Source organism: Streptomyces sp. 891-h, assembly GCF_022760275.1.
In the GTDB taxonomy this organism is placed as follows: domain Bacteria; phylum Actinomycetota; class Actinomycetes; order Streptomycetales; family Streptomycetaceae; genus Streptomyces; species Streptomyces spirodelae.
Window position 1 is genome coordinate 4,642,129 of record NZ_CP050693.1, and the last position, 14,062, is coordinate 4,656,190.

Consider the following 14,062-nt stretch of genomic DNA (forward strand, 5'->3'; position numbering starts at 1 on the left):
GGCGAAGTGGCGTCCTTTTCTCCGACGGCCTCCTCCCCGAGGGCGCGACCGGTCCCGGTGCGCGCCCCATGGTGCGTTTCTTTGTGCGGTGGGTACGCAGGCCGCTGCTGCCGGTGATGCGGCTGTGGCGGCGCAACATCCAGCTCCGGGTGGTGGTGGCCACTCTGCTGCTCTCCCTCGCGGTCGTACTGCTGCTGGGGCTCGTGGTCATCGGGCAGGTCCGCAACGGCCTGCTGGAGGCCAAGGAGCAGACCGCGCAGAGCCAGGCCTCGGGAGGGTTCGCCGCGGCAGAGCGGATGGCCGACAGCGCGGAGAGCGGGCCCAGCGGCGAGGACGGCATCCGCGGCAGCAGGAGCGCCCAGAACTCGGGCACCTGGCTGAACAACCTGGTCGAGCAGCTCGCCAGCAGCGGCCAGGGCGTCTATTCGGTGGTGGCGCTCGGCTCCGAGAACAGCGAGTCGCCGTTCCTGGGCAACAGCAGCCTGACCACGCGCGGGCCCCGCTTCTCCGGTGACATCCGCCCGGAGGAGAGCGTCCCCGCGGACCTGCGCAAGGCCCTGGACGACGAGCCGGGGCCGCACCGCCGCTACGCGCGGGTCTACCGGCAGGACCACAGCAGCGACCCGGCGCTGATCGTCGGAAAGCGACTCAACGACGCGCGCGGCAATCCCTACCAGCTCTACTACGTCTTCCCCTTCACCCAGGAGGAGGAGTCGCTGAACCTGGTCAAGGGCACGCTGGCGACGGCCGGAGTGTTCGTCGTGGTGCTGCTGGGTGCGATCGCGTGGCTGGTCGTGCGGCAGGTGGTGACGCCCGTACGGATGGCGGCCGGAATCTCAGAGCGGTTGGCGGCCGGGCGGCTCCAGGAGCGGATGAAGGTCACCGGCGAGGACGACATCGCCCGTTTGGGGGAGTCCTTCAACAAGATGGCCCAGAACCTCCAGGGCAAGATCCAGCAGCTGGAGGAGCTGTCCCGGATGCAGCGCCGCTTCGTCTCGGATGTCTCGCACGAGCTGCGGACGCCGCTGACGACGGTGCGCATGGCCGCCGACGTGATCCACGAGGCGCGTGAGGACTTCGATCCGGCGACCGCGCGCTCGGCCGAACTGCTGCTCGGACAGCTCGACAGGTTCGAATCGCTGCTGGCCGACCTGCTGGAGATCAGCAGGTTCGACGCGGGCGCCGCCAATCTGGAGGCCGGCCCGGTGGATCTGCGCGATGTGGTCCACCGCGTGGTCGAGGGCTGTGAGCCGCTCGCCGAGCGCAAGGGCGGCAGGATTCTGGTACGGGGCGACGAGCAGCCCGTGATCGCGGAGGTGGACGGCCGCAGGATCGAGCGGGTGCTGCGCAACCTGGTCGACAACGCCGTCGAGCACGGCGAGGGCCGCGACGTCGTCGTTCGGCTGGCGACCGGGGGCGGCGCGGTGGCGGTGGCCGTACGGGACTACGGTGTCGGCCTCAAGGAGGGCGAGGCGGAGCGCGTCTTCAACCGCTTCTGGCGCGCCGACCCGGCGCGGGCCCGTACCACCGGCGGCACGGGGCTCGGGCTTTCGATCGCGTTGGAGGACGCACGGCTGCACGGCGGCTGGCTGCGGGCCTGGGGTGCGCCGGGAGACGGTTCGCAGTTCCTGCTCGTCCTGCCCTGCACGGCCGGAGAGCCGCTGCGTGGGTCGCCGCTGCGGCTGGAGCCGGAGGACTCGCGCAGAAAGCGGCAGCGAGCGCGCGAGCGGCAGCGGCCGGCCGCCGCGCCGGTGGGCGCCGAGCCGGTGCCGGCCGGACGGACCGGCGAGGGCGTACGGAACGACGAGCGAGTCGGACGGTCCGGAGAGGAGCGCGGATGACGGCCGCCGACGGGCGCACGAAGCGCGGGGGTGGCGCACGGCGGCGCCGCGCGCTGTTGGTGCTCGCCACGTGCGGAGCGCTGCTGGCCGGCTGCGCGTCGATGCCGGACGGGGGCAAGGTCAAGCACGTCAGCTCCTCGCACGGCAACCAGGGCGACTCACAGGTGCGCGTCAACGGCGTCAGCCCGCAGAAGGGGCAGGTGCCGACCCAGATCGTGCGGGGCTTCCTGGAGGCGATCACCAGCGACGAGGCCAACTTTCCGACCGCCCGCGAATATCTGACCCGTCACCTGGCGCGCCGGTGGGACCCCTTCGCGTCGACGACGGTGCTCTCGGACGGGCCGAGCGCCGCCAAGGCACCGCGGCACAGCAGGCGCGCCGAGGACGGCTACTCCGTCGAGGTCTCCGGCGCCCGGATGGCCGAGGTGGACGACAAGCACGCCTACTCGCCCTCCAAGGGCGACTACAGCGAGGTCTTCCACCTGGTCAAGGTGGACGGCGAGTGGCGTATCGACGAGATGCCGGACGGCCTGGTCCTCGGTGAGTCCGACTTCCAGCGCATCTACCGCCCCATCAATACGTACTACTACGCGGAGCTCGGCCCGGACGCGGAGTCGATCACGGACGGACAGAACGTGCTCGTAGCAGATCCCGTCTATCTGCGTCGGCGCATCGATCCGGTCACCAAAACGGTCTCCGCGCTGCTCCAGGGGCCGTCCGGCTGGCTCGACCCCGTGGTCGCCTCCGCGTTCCCGCGCGGCACCCGACTGGCGCCCAAACAGCACCTGTCGGTGGACGACTCGGGGGTGCTGCGGGTACGGCTGAACGCCCGGGGAGCCAAGGCCGGGGGCAAGCGCTGCGTGCGCATGGCGGCGCAGTTGCTGTACTCGGTCCAGGACCAGGCTTCGGCGAAGGTCGGCAAGGTCGAACTGGCCGGCCCCGACAACCACGACATGTGCGCACAGACGCGCGAACAGGTCACCGCCTTCCAGCCCGGTCGGCTCAACGGCAGCGCGAAGAGGGCGTACTTCATCGACGAGAACCACCGGGTCGCCGCCTTCCAGCGCAAGAACGAGTCACCGCGCCCGGTCCTGGGACCGCTGGGCAGCGGACAGGTGGAGATGGGCGCCGTCGCCGTCAACCGCATCGAGAGCGAGGGTGCCGCGGTGACGCGCGGCCGGCGCGGACTGTATGTCGCCTCCCTGGACGGAGGCAGCGCGAACACCACGCTGGGCGACCCGGCCCTCGTCAGCAAGGCCAAACGGGAGAACGACAGGCTGACGGCGCCCAGCTGGGACGGGCTCGGTGACCTGTGGGTCGCCGACCGCGACCCGGACAACCCGCGGTTGCTGCGGCTGCGCACCGGCAAGGAGCGGCCCGACGAGGTACAGGTGCCGGATCTGGGCAAGGACGAGCGCATCGAGTCGCTGCGGATCTCCTCCGACGGGGTGCGGATCGCGCTGCGCGTGCGGGGGCGTGACGGGCACACCACGCTCCAGCTCGGCCGCGTGGTACGCGGTGGCACGGTGAAGAAGCCCGTGGTGACGGTGGAGCAGCTCCGGCCGGTGGCACCTCAGTTGGTGGACGTCTCGGCGGCATCCTGGGCGGGCGGCAGCCGGCTCGTGGTGGTGGGCCGGGAGTCCGGAAGCGTCCAGCAGCTGCTGTACATGGAGACCGACGGCTCCGTCTCGGACCAGCCGACGCTGCCCGGGATCACCGATGTGACCGGGGTCGCCGCCTCGGAGGACGAGAGCAAGCCGCTGCTCGCCGACTCCGAGGACGGGATCGTACGGCTGCCGCCCGACGCGACCTGGAAGATGCTGACGGACAAGGGCTCGGCCCCCGCCTACCCGGGCTGACCCGGCAGGCTCTGAGCCGGGGTGGCGGCCAGGCGCCGCTGAGCTGCGGCAATTCCCCGCCCGGGCTCGGGGGGCCGAGCCGGGGCGGCCCCGGTCGGGAAGTTATCCACAGGGCTGGTGGCCGTCGGCGCCGGATGCCAGAGTGGGGTCATGCCGAAGTCCTGGCAGGGACTTCGGCGGGAAATCGCAGGTCTGGTGCTGCCCATGGGGTGTGCCGGTTGCGGTCGTCCGCTCGAGCGGGACCGCTTGTGCGACGAGTGCAGCAGCGTGCTGAATGGCGCGGTGCCGCGGCGGGTGTGGCCCTCGCGCGTACCGTCCGGACTGCCTCGGGTGTACGGAGCGCTCACGTACACCGACGAGGCCAGAGCCGCGCTGCTCGCTCACAAGGAGCGCGGTGCCCTCGGGCTGGCCGCGCCGCTGGGAGCGGTGCTCGCGGGCGCCGTTCTGCTGGCCTCGCACGCGCCGGAGACCCTCGCGCCTGCCTCCGTGCCCACCGCCCCCGCTCGGCGCGGGCCGCCCTCCCGGGACGGCGGCCCGTCCCCACGGCGCCGGGCGCCGGTCACCCTCGTGCCGGTGCCCTCCATGCGCCGGGCAGTCGCGGGGCGGGGGCACGACCCGGTGCGGCGCATGGCGCGGGAGGCCGCGCGGGTGCTCAGAGGGGAGGGCATGGCGGTGCGGGTGCTGCCCGTGCTGCGCCAACGACGCAGGGTCGTCGACCAGTCGGGGCTGACGGCGGCGCAGCGGACCGCGAATCTTGCCGGAGCCCTGGAGATCGTGCCAGGCGGCGCGCGGCTGCTGGATGCGGGCCGGGTCGTACTGGTGGACGATGTGATGACAACAGGAGCGTCGCTCGCTGAGGCGGCGCGGGCGTTGGGAGGAGTGACCTCGGCCGCGGTGCTCGCGGTCCGCTCGGACGGGTGAACCCGGTATGCGGAAAGTTGCCCCGGGTGACCGGGCGGAACTATCGGATCGCCGGCATCGTTGCTGGTGGTACCAGGGATGACTCCTCTGTTCGGAGGTACGTGCCGGTAGGGGGTGCCGCGCCTCCCCCACTGGAGGTACGTTCGGATTGGGTGGCGATCTCCCCTCAGGGGGAGAAGGAGGTGAAACTCGCAAGCCGACCTCGAGCCGGAGAGCCAACGGCGTGAGGGCCGAGCCTCCGGCGTCAGTGCACCAAGGACGGTCAGCACTGGATGTGGGACCGTCCGGGAACGGAGTTCTGCGTGGACATCGTCGTCAAGGGCCGAAAGACAGAGGTGCCCGACCGGTTCCGCAAGCACGTGGCCGAGAAGCTGGAGAAGGTTCATAAACTCGACGGCAAGGTGATCAACCTCGAGGTCGAGGTGGCCAAGGAGCACAATCCCCGGCAGGCCGACCGTTCCGACAGGGTGGAGATCACCCTGCGTACGCGCGGACCGGTCATTCGTGCGGAGGCAGCGGCCTCCGACCCGTATGCGGCGCTCGACCTGGCCACCAGCAAGCTGGAGGCCCGGCTGCGGAAGCAGGCCGACAAGCGCCGCGTCCACCGCGGTGGAGCCCGCACACCGATGAGTGTGGCGGCCGCAACCGCCCACCTCGCGTCGGAACTCAACGGAGAACTCGACGCGGCCGCCGGATCGGTGGCCGCTCCCCCCGAGGCCGACGGCCAGCCCGTGGTCACCCGGATGGGGCCGCTGGAGGTGCGGGGCGAAGGGCCGCTGGTGGTCCGCGAGAAGACGCACGCGGCCGCACCCATGACGCTGGACCAGGCGCTCTACGAGATGGAGTTGATCGGCCACGACTTCTATCTGTTCGTCGACTCCGAGACCAAGCAGCCGAGTGTCGTCTACCGGCGGCACGGCTACGACTACGGCGTGATTCATCTGGAGCCGGACCCGTTCGTCCAGGAGCCGCCACACGGAGCGGGCGGAGCGCTGGGCGGCTGACGCGGAACGGGCAGCAGCCCAGCACGGGCCCGGCGCACCCCTGTGCGCCACAGGCTTGATGTTCGCGCCCCCGGCCGGTCTCGAAACCCGGCCGGGGGCGTCGGCATGAGTAACATCAAGACCCACGCCAATCGCCTTTGGCCGTAGCGGGGTTGGTGGGAGACCAGGGTGCAGGGGGAGGAACGATGGTGGACAGCTTCGGGCCCGTGATGCCCATGCCCGACGCACACCCGGGCCCGGGCGCTGAGGAGGAGCCGCGCGAGCGGGAACGGCGGCAGGAGCCGATCAGGGTGCTGGTCGTCGACGACCACGCGCTCTTCCGGCGCGGGCTGGAGATCGTCCTGGCCCAGGAGGAGGACATCCAGGTCGTCGGGGAGGCCGGGGACGGGGCCGAGGCGGTGGACAAGGCGGCGGACCTGCTGCCGGACATCGTGCTGATGGATGTCCGGATGCCGAAGCGCGGCGGGATCGAGGCGTGCACGTCCATCAAGGAGGTGGCCCCCAGCGCGAAGATCATCATGCTGACGATCAGCGACGAGGAGGCCGACCTCTACGACGCCATCAAGGCGGGCGCCACCGGATATCTGCTCAAGGAGATCTCCACGGACGAGGTCTCCACGGCGATCCGCGCGGTGGCCGACGGGCAGTCGCAGATCAGCCCGTCCATGGCGGCGAAGCTGCTCACCGAGTTCAAGTCCATGATCCAGCGCACCGACGAGAGCAAACTGGTGCCCGCGCCCAAGCTCACCGACCGGGAGCTGGAAGTGCTCAAGCTGGTGGCCACGGGCATGAACAACCGCGACATCGCCAAAGAGCTGTTCATCAGTGAGAACACCGTGAAGAACCACGTGCGCAACATCCTGGAGAAGCTCCAGCTCCACTCCAGGATGGAGGCGGTGGTCTACGCGATGCGGGAGAAGATCCTCGAAATCCGCTGAGCCGGACCGGTCACAAGCCCAGGGCGTCCAGAGTCACAAGCCCAGGGCGTCCAGAGCGGCCCGCAGCCGGGGGCGCAGTTCCTCGGGGGCGCAGCGCTCCACCCGCACCGCGTCGCAGCCCACCCACTCCGCGGCCTCGCACAGCGCCCGTGCCATCGGTTCCACGGCCTTGGCGCTGTCCAGTGAGAGCTGGCGGGCCACCAGTGTGGTCCCCTCCCTGGCCGGGTCGACGCGGCCCACCAGCTTGCCGCCCGCCAGCAAGGGCATCGCGAAGTAGCCGTGCACCCGCTTCGGCTTGGGGACGTACGCCTCCAGGCGGTGCGTGAAGCCGAAGAGGCGCTCGGTGCGGGGCCGGTCCCAGATGAGGGAGTCGAAGGGGGAGAGCAGCGTGGTGCGGTGCCGCCCGCGCGGGGTGCTCTCCAGCGCCGCCGGGTCGGCCCAGCCGGTCCTGGGCCAGCCTCGCACCTCGACCGGGACCAGTCCGGTGTCCGGCAGCACCGCTTCGACCTGCTCGCCCTTGAGCCGGTGGTAGTCGGCCAGGTCGGCGCGGGTGGCGACGCCCAGCGCCGAGCCCGCCTGCGCCACCAGGCGGCGGAGGCATTCGTGGTCGTCCAGGGTGTCGTGCAGCAGCGCCTCGGGGACGGCGCGCTCAGCAAGGTCGTAGACGCGTTTCCAGCCGCGCCGCTCGGTGACCACCACCTCGCCGATGTCCAGCAGCCACTCCACCGCGATCTTGCTCTCGGACCAGTCCCACCACTCCCCACCGTTGCGGCCGCCCCCGAGCTCCGCGGTGGTCAGCGGCCCCTCGGCGGCGAGCCGGTCGCGGACGGCGGCGCAGGAGCCCTCGCGGTCCTTCATCTGGTGCCAGCGGTGGCCCCGGGCGCGGAAGGCGCGGCGGCGGAAGGCGAAGTGCGGCCACTCCTCGATGGGGAGCACGCAGGCGGCGTGCGACCAGTATTCGAAGCTGTGCGCGTCCGTCCAGTACGCCGACTCCACCGCCCGCCGTCCCACCGGCCCCAGCCGGGCGTAGGGCACCAGTTCGTGCGACCGGGCCAGCACCGAGATGGTGTCCAGCTGTACGGCGCCCAGCCGACGCAGCATTCCGCGCACTCCGGCCCGCCGGTCAGGGGCGCCCAGCAGCCCCTGGGCCCGCAGGGCGATCCGCCGGGCCTCGTCGGCGGAGAGGGAGATCCGCGGCGTGGGGGAGGAGCCGGCGGTCGGAACGGTGGTGGTCGGCAGGCCAGTCGTCATGCGGCCCACCATAAGTGCGGTCACTGACAGCCGACTTCCCCGGCGCCAGGCCCTCGACGGCAGATGTCAGGCCCTCGACGGCAGATAGGGCGTCTCCAGCCCGTATCCCCAGTCCGAGGGGAGCAGCGCGGCGATACGGGCGTCGCGCCGTGTCCCCCTGTGCACGATGCGTGCCCGCTGGATACCCTCGTCCACGAAGCCGAGCCGCAGCGCCACGGCGTGCGAGCCCGCGTTCTCGACCTGGGCCACCCACTCCAGGCGCTCCACACCCAGCGCGGTGAAGGCCCACTCGACGACCGCGCGCCCGGCCTCGGCCGTATAGCCCTTGCGGCGGTGGGCGCGGGCCGTCCAGAAGCCCAGTTCGGCCTGGCGTTCGGCGGTGCGCAGCAGCTCGAGCCGGACCAGGCCCATGGAGCCGACCAGCTCGCCGCCGTGGGTGAAGAGGCCGAAGTTGTACATGGTGTCGTCCCGCCAGCCTGCCGGGCACGTGGTCCGGACGAACTCCTCGGCGTCCTTGCGCGTGTAGGGCTCGGGCACCGGGACGTAGCGCTGGATGTCCGGATCGTCACATGCTTCGGCCAGTGCTGCCTCGTCCCGCTCCTCGAAGGGGCGCAGCACGAGCCGCTCGGTGTGCAGTGTGATGGGTTCCATAGCCTGATTGTGCCGACGGGCTCTCCGGCACCTTCGGGGGCTCCGGCACGTTGGGGGTACAGGGGCAGTCGTCCCTCGCATACGATGGCCGGTGCGGTAATGGCCCTCGGCAAGGAGAGGACCTCGGTGATCACTCGCCGGATCCGGTGATCTACGCCGAATCCGCAGCCACCATCCGCACTGACCGTGCAGACCGTGCCAGGCCCGACCGGCAAGGAGCCACCCTAAGTGTCCGTCTTCGGCAAGCTCATGCGTGCAGGTGAAGGGAAGATCCTGCGCAAGCTGGACCGCATCGCGCGGCAGGTGAATTCCATCGAAGAGGACTTCGTCGACCTGTCGGACGCCGAGCTGCGGGCACTCACGGACGAGTACAAGGAGCGGTACGCCGACGGCGAGAGCCTGGACGACCTGATGCCGGAGGCCTTCGCGACCGTTCGCGAGGCCGCCAAGCGGGTGCTGGGGGAGCGGCACTACGACGTGCAGCTGATGGGTGGCGCGGCGCTGCACCTCGGGTACGTCGCCGAGATGAAGACCGGTGAGGGCAAGACGCTGGTGGGCACCCTGCCGGCGTATCTGAACGCGCTGTCCGGGGACGGCGTGCACATCGTCACGGTCAACGACTACCTGGCACAGCGCGACTCCGAGTGGATGGGCCGCGTGCACCGCTTCCTCGGACTGTCGGTCGGCTGCATCGTCGCCAACATGACCCCGGCCGAGCGCCGCGAGCAGTACGCGTGCGACATCACCTACGGCACCAACAACGAGTTCGGATTCGACTATCTGCGCGACAACATGGCGTGGTCGAAGGACGAACTGGTCCAGCGGGGCCACAACTTCGCCATCGTCGACGAGGTGGACTCCATCCTCATCGACGAGGCCCGTACGCCGCTGATCATCTCCGGCCCCGCCGACCAGGCCACGAAGTGGTACAGCGACTTCGCGAAGCTGGTCAAGCGCCTGGAGAAGGGCGAGCCCGGTGACCCGCGCACCCAGAAGCCGGAGACGGGCGACTACGAGGTCGACGAGAAGAAGCGCACGGTCGCCATCCACGAGTCCGGCGTCGCCAAGGTCGAGGACTGGCTGGGCATCGACAACCTCTACGAGTCGGTCAACACCCCGCTGGTCGGCTACCTCAACAACGCGATCAAGGCCAAGGAGCTCTACAAGAACGACAAGGACTACGTCGTTCTCGACGGCGAGGTCATGATCGTCGACGAGCACACCGGCCGTATCCTCGCCGGCCGCCGCTACAACGAGGGCATGCACCAGGCGATCGAGGCCAAGGAGGGGGTGGAGATCAAGGACGAGAACCAGACGCTCGCCACGATCACCCTCCAGAACTTCTTCCGCCTCTACAACACCCTCTCCGGCATGACCGGTACGGCGATGACCGAGGCCGCCGAGTTCCACCAGATCTACAAGCTCGGCGTCGTCCCCATCCCGACCAACCGGCCGCTGGCCCGCAAGGACCAGGCCGACCTGATCTACCGCACCGAGGTCGCCAAGTTCGACGCCGTCGTCGACGACATCGTCGAGAAGCACGAGCAGGGCCAGCCGATCCTGGTCGGCACCACCTCGGTGGAGAAGTCGGAGTACCTCTCCAAGCAGCTCACCAAGCGCGGCGTACCGCACCAGGTGCTCAACGCGAAGAACCACGAGCGCGAGGCGCTGATCGTCGCCGAGGCGGGCCGCAAGGGCGCCGTCACGGTCGCCACGAACATGGCGGGCCGCGGTACGGACATCAAGCTCGGCGGCAACGCCGAGGGCATGGCCGAGAACGAGCTGCGCGAGCGCGGACTGGACCCGAACGAGCACCCGGAGGAGTGGGCGGCCGCGCTGCCCGCCGCGCTGGAGAAGGCCGAGAAGTCGGTGAAGTCCGCCGTCGACGAGGTCAAGGAGCTGGGCGGCCTCTACGTGCTGGGCACCGAGCGCCACGAGTCCCGCCGGATCGACAACCAGCTGCGCGGCCGCTCCGGCCGACAGGGCGACCCGGGCGAGTCCCGCTTCTACCTGTCGCTGGGCGACGACCTGATGCGGCTGTTCAAGGCGCAGATGGTCGAGCGCGTGATGTCGATGGCTAACGTGCCCGACGACGTCCCGATCGAGAACAAGATGGTGACCCGCGCCATCGCCTCCGCGCAGTCCCAGGTCGAGCAGCAGAACTTCGAGATCCGCAAGAACGTCCTCAAGTACGACGAGGTGCTCAACCGGCAGCGCGAGGTCATCTACGGCGAGCGCCGCCGCGTCCTGGAGGGTGAGGACCTGCACGAGCAGGTGCGGCACTTCATGGACGACACGATCGAGGCCTACGTCCAGGCCGAGACCGTCGAGGGCTTCGCCGAGGAGTGGGACCTGGAGCGGCTGTGGGGCGCCTTCAAGCAGCTCTACCCGGTGCAGGTGACCATCGAGGAGCTGGAGGACGCCGCGGGCGACCGCGAGGGGCTGACGGCCGACTTCATCGTCGACGCCATCAAGGACGACATCCACGAGCAGTACGACAAGCGCGAGAAGGAGCTCGGCTCCGAGATCATGCGTGAGCTGGAGCGGCGCGTGGTGCTGTCGGTGCTGGACCGCAAGTGGCGCGAGCACCTCTACGAGATGGACTACCTCCAGGAGGGCATCGGCCTGCGCGCGATGGCCCAGAAGGACCCGCTGGTCGAGTACCAGCGGGAGGGCTACGACATGTTCCAGGCCATGATGGACGGCATCAAGGAGGAGTCCGTCGGCTATCTGTTCAACCTGGAGGTCCAGGTCGAGCAGCAGGTCGAGGAGGTGCCGGTGGAGGAGGCGGCCCCGGCGCCCTCCCTGGAGAAGGAGGGCCCGAGCGACGCGGTGCCCGCCGGCGCGGCGCCGGCCATCCATGCGAAGGGGCTGGACCAGCCGCAGCGGCCCGACCGGCTGCACTTCTCCGCTCCCACGGCGGAGGGCGGTGTGGTCGAGCGGGATCTCGACACCAGCGCTCCCGCGGAGGGCGCCGACAACGGTCCGGTCCGATCGCCCGCTGATGGTCTTACCCGGGCGGAGCGGCGGAAGGCGCAGAAGGGGCGTAAGAAGCGGAAGTAGCGCCGCGAGGTGTGGCTGGGGCCGGGCACTTGGTGCCCGGCCCCCTTGCGTTCGGGGGGATCTCTGCTGCGACCTGCGACCCCTCGCGGGGGCTGGGGAGGGGGTGCCCCTTCCTGATGTCCGCAGGCTGCCGCTGTGATGTGGCTGGTCGCGCAGTTCCCCGCGCCCCTTCGGGGCGCGCCCTCACGGGCTGACGTCCAGTTCGATGGCTGTGCAGCGCCAGCGGTTGTCGGGGCACCATTCCAGGCGGAAGGCCATGGCTCGCTGGTGGGCGCCGGTGGAGATGCGGGCGAAGGCCTCGATGACACCGGACCGGGGCTGGGTGCCGCGGGCCACGAGTACGGCGGGGGCCGTGCGGTCCGCGCCCCGGGGGCGGAGCGGGGCCAGCGGCGCGAGCGCTGTGAGGCGGTCGTAGGCCGGGCCCCTGGCGTACGCGAGGAGCGTGTGGACGGGGCTCTGGCCGCTGAGCACCAACAGCAGGCGGTGTGCGAACCAGAACGGGGGCCGGCGCTCGCGGGCGCGTTGCGCGGCGGCGCGCAGTGCCGCGTCCGCGGGGCGGCGGTTGTCGCGCCGGGTCGGGGGCCGGGACGGCGCGGTGCGCGGGGTGCGCCTGCGCGGCTGGCGTCCGGATGCCGACTCGGAGACGGGCGTCGTCATGGGTCCCCCGTGGAGGTGTGCCGGGCCCGGACAGATCGATACCGGGCGGTAACTGGCTGGACGGCAACGGTTGTAGCGGCGCGGCGCTGCGTGCCGCAATGTGCGGGGGTGGGTGGGTCAGGGGGCCGGGAAAGTTCCCCTATCTGGGCGAGACGGGCGCTGTGTGTTGCCGTCGCGCGATCTCTACCTGCGGGTTTGCGCGGCCGCTGGGGAGGGCGGCGCGGGCGGTGGGCCCGTATGCTGACGGGGCATACGGTCCCCGGCGATACACGAAAGCGGCAGCCCATGCGTGTCTATGTCCCCCTGACCCTGCCCGCACTGAGCGAGGCACACGGCGCGGGCGAGCTGGGGCCGGCGCCCGTCGAGGCGTACGCGGTCACCTCCGGGCTGCGCGAGTGGTGGGGTGCGGAGGACGAGGAAGAGCTGGAGTACGCGGCGCTGCGGCAGGCGGCGGCCGCCTCCCTGCGACTGCTGGCCGAGCAGTACGAGGCCGCGCGGCGGCGGGTGGTCGTGGTGGCCGAGGCCCCCGACGCGACCGTCACCGTTGCGGAGGAGGAGACCGGAGACGACGAGAGCGCTGTCGGCCGGGTGCGGCTGAGCGCCGCCGTCCCGCTGACCAAGGCGGCCGCGGTCCATCTCGACGCCGAGGACGCGGTCGAGGATGTGACGGCGGCCCTCGGCGCGCTGTCCGCGGCCCTGAGCGGGGATGAGAAGGCGCAGCGGGTCGTGGAGCGTGCCGACGACCACGAACTGCTGTGGTTCGCGACTCAGGAGATCCCCGCTCTGGTCGGCTGACCAGCGGTTTCTCTCCGTCTTCCGGTCCGGGGCCGGTGAAAACGCCTGTCGCGTTGTCAGTGCCTGCCCCTACGGTCTTGTGCATGGTCCTCGGGCGAAAACAGGAGTCCGCACACATCGTGTGGGACTGGAACGGCACACTTCTCCACGACATCCACACCGTCCTCGAAGCCACGAACGCGGCGTTCGACGAGCTCGGTCTTCCGGCCATCACGCTGGAGAGATACCGGGAGCTGTACTGCGTTCCGGTGCCGCGTTTCTACGAGCGGCTGATCGGCCGGGCGCCCACCCGGAGCGAGTGGCTGATCATGGACGAGACCTTCCACCGGCACTACTGGGCCCGGATCGGCGACGCGGGCCTGGCCGAGGGCGCCGCCGAGCTGCTGGCGGCGCGGAAGGCGGCGGGCCACACCCAGTCGCTGTGCTCGCTGGCCCCGCATGAGCGGCTGCTGCCGCTGCTGCGTACGTATGGCATCGACGGGCACTTCGTACGCGTGGACGGCTCGGTGGGTCCTTCCGGTGGCGGCAAGGCGGCCCAGATGGTGCGGCACCTTTCAGCGCTCGCCGGAGTCGAGCCCGGCCGGACGGTGGTGATCGGTGACGCCGTGGACGATGCCCTGGCGGCCGCGCACGCGGGCGCCGGAGCGGTGCTGTTCACCGGCGGCTCCCACAGCAGGACCAGCCTGGAGGAGGCCGGGGTCCCCGTGGTCGACACCCTGCACGAGGCCGTGGAGACGGCGGAGCGACTGGCGGCACGAGCGGATGGGGAGGCGGCCGGGACGGAGGCGGCCGCCGCCGAGGCGTAGCGGACGGTACGGGGGCGGGTGCCGGGAAACGAAATGGGTCAGGCGCCGGGCTGCTCCGGGGGGAGTGTGTCAGAGGTCTCCAGCCCGGCGGCCCCGGGCTGGAACCGTACGGGGTGCCGGTACCGTCTGTGTCGACGTGCCCCCTGATCGCCGCTTTGCCGAGAGTTTCCCCGGCCCTTCCCCGACTGGCCGGATCGGCGAAGATGATCTAGGTGCGCTCGCTTTCTGTACAAATGAGGCCCATGACGCGCCGGTGCCCATGGGCGATAGCCTTAC

The 14,062-nt window shown here is 70.8% G+C and carries 11 protein-coding genes; 8 read left to right on the forward strand and 3 right to left on the reverse strand.

The genetic code is table 11. The features are described from left to right. Positions 1-68 precede the first annotated feature (68 nt). The 5 genes from mtrB to HC362_RS20405 all read left to right on the forward strand — a co-directional run bounded on the left by mtrB (position 69) and on the right by HC362_RS20405 (position 6,563). Positions 69-1,841 (forward strand): MtrAB system histidine kinase MtrB, encoded by a 1,773-nt coding sequence (gene mtrB, locus HC362_RS20385; protein WP_243085464.1) that lies wholly within the window; start codon positions 69-71, stop codon positions 1,839-1,841. Beyond that, positions 1,838-3,700 carry an LpqB family beta-propeller domain-containing protein gene (locus tag HC362_RS20390; protein WP_243085465.1) on the forward strand — a complete coding sequence of 621 codons (1,863 nt, stop codon included), beginning with the start codon at positions 1,838-1,840 and terminating at the stop codon, positions 3,698-3,700. Before mtrB ends, HC362_RS20390 begins: the two co-directional genes overlap by 4 nt. Positions 3,701-4,030: 330 nt before the next feature. After that, positions 4,031-4,621, forward strand: a complete 591-nt coding sequence (locus HC362_RS20395) for a ComF family protein (protein ID WP_243085466.1) — start codon at positions 4,031-4,033, stop codon at positions 4,619-4,621. A gap of 302 nt (positions 4,622-4,923) precedes the next feature. Then, a complete protein-coding gene (raiA, locus tag HC362_RS20400) occupies positions 4,924-5,625 on the forward strand; it encodes a ribosome-associated translation inhibitor RaiA (RefSeq protein ID WP_209263789.1) in 702 nt (233 codons plus the stop codon). A 185-nt stretch (positions 5,626-5,810) separates the two neighbouring features. Continuing rightward, a complete protein-coding gene (locus tag HC362_RS20405; protein WP_243085467.1) occupies positions 5,811-6,563 on the forward strand; it encodes a response regulator transcription factor in 753 nt (250 codons plus the stop codon). 33 nt (positions 6,564-6,596) lie between these two features. Here the strand turns inward: HC362_RS20405 and HC362_RS20410 are convergent, their stop codons facing one another. Together HC362_RS20410 and HC362_RS20415 are read right to left on the reverse strand one after the other, a co-directional pair. After that, complete coding sequence (locus HC362_RS20410; RefSeq protein ID WP_243085468.1) at positions 6,597-7,814, reverse strand: crosslink repair DNA glycosylase YcaQ family protein; 1,218 nt, start codon at positions 7,812-7,814, stop codon at positions 6,597-6,599. A 66-nt stretch (positions 7,815-7,880) separates the two neighbouring features. Next, positions 7,881-8,465 carry a GNAT family N-acetyltransferase gene (locus tag HC362_RS20415; protein ID WP_243085469.1) on the reverse strand — a complete coding sequence of 195 codons (585 nt, stop codon included), beginning with the start codon at positions 8,463-8,465 and terminating at the stop codon, positions 7,881-7,883. Positions 8,466-8,693: 228 nt separating this feature from the next. Here HC362_RS20415 and secA point away from each other — a divergent pair, with 228 nt between their 5' ends. Continuing rightward, on the forward strand, positions 8,694-11,528 hold the full coding sequence (gene secA / locus HC362_RS20420) for a preprotein translocase subunit SecA (RefSeq protein WP_243085470.1): 2,835 nt from the start codon (positions 8,694-8,696) through the stop codon (positions 11,526-11,528). A gap of 183 nt (positions 11,529-11,711) precedes the next feature. On the opposite strand, the gene HC362_RS34925 is transcribed toward secA, so the two are convergent. Continuing rightward, positions 11,712-12,185 (reverse strand): Rv3235 family protein, encoded by a 474-nt coding sequence (locus tag HC362_RS34925; protein ID WP_279240128.1) that lies wholly within the window; start codon positions 12,183-12,185, stop codon positions 11,712-11,714. 285 nt (positions 12,186-12,470) lie between these two features. Between HC362_RS34925 and HC362_RS20435 the strand changes: the two genes are divergently transcribed. Both HC362_RS20435 and HC362_RS20440 read left to right on the forward strand, forming a co-directional pair. Continuing rightward, the gene (locus tag HC362_RS20435) at positions 12,471-12,980 is read left to right on the forward strand and encodes a hypothetical protein (protein ID WP_243085471.1); all 510 of its coding nucleotides are present in this window, start codon (positions 12,471-12,473) and stop codon (positions 12,978-12,980) included. An 83-nt stretch (positions 12,981-13,063) separates the two neighbouring features. Further along, a complete protein-coding gene (locus HC362_RS20440; protein ID WP_243085472.1) occupies positions 13,064-13,786 on the forward strand; it encodes an HAD family hydrolase in 723 nt (240 codons plus the stop codon). Positions 13,787-14,062 lie beyond the last annotated feature (276 nt).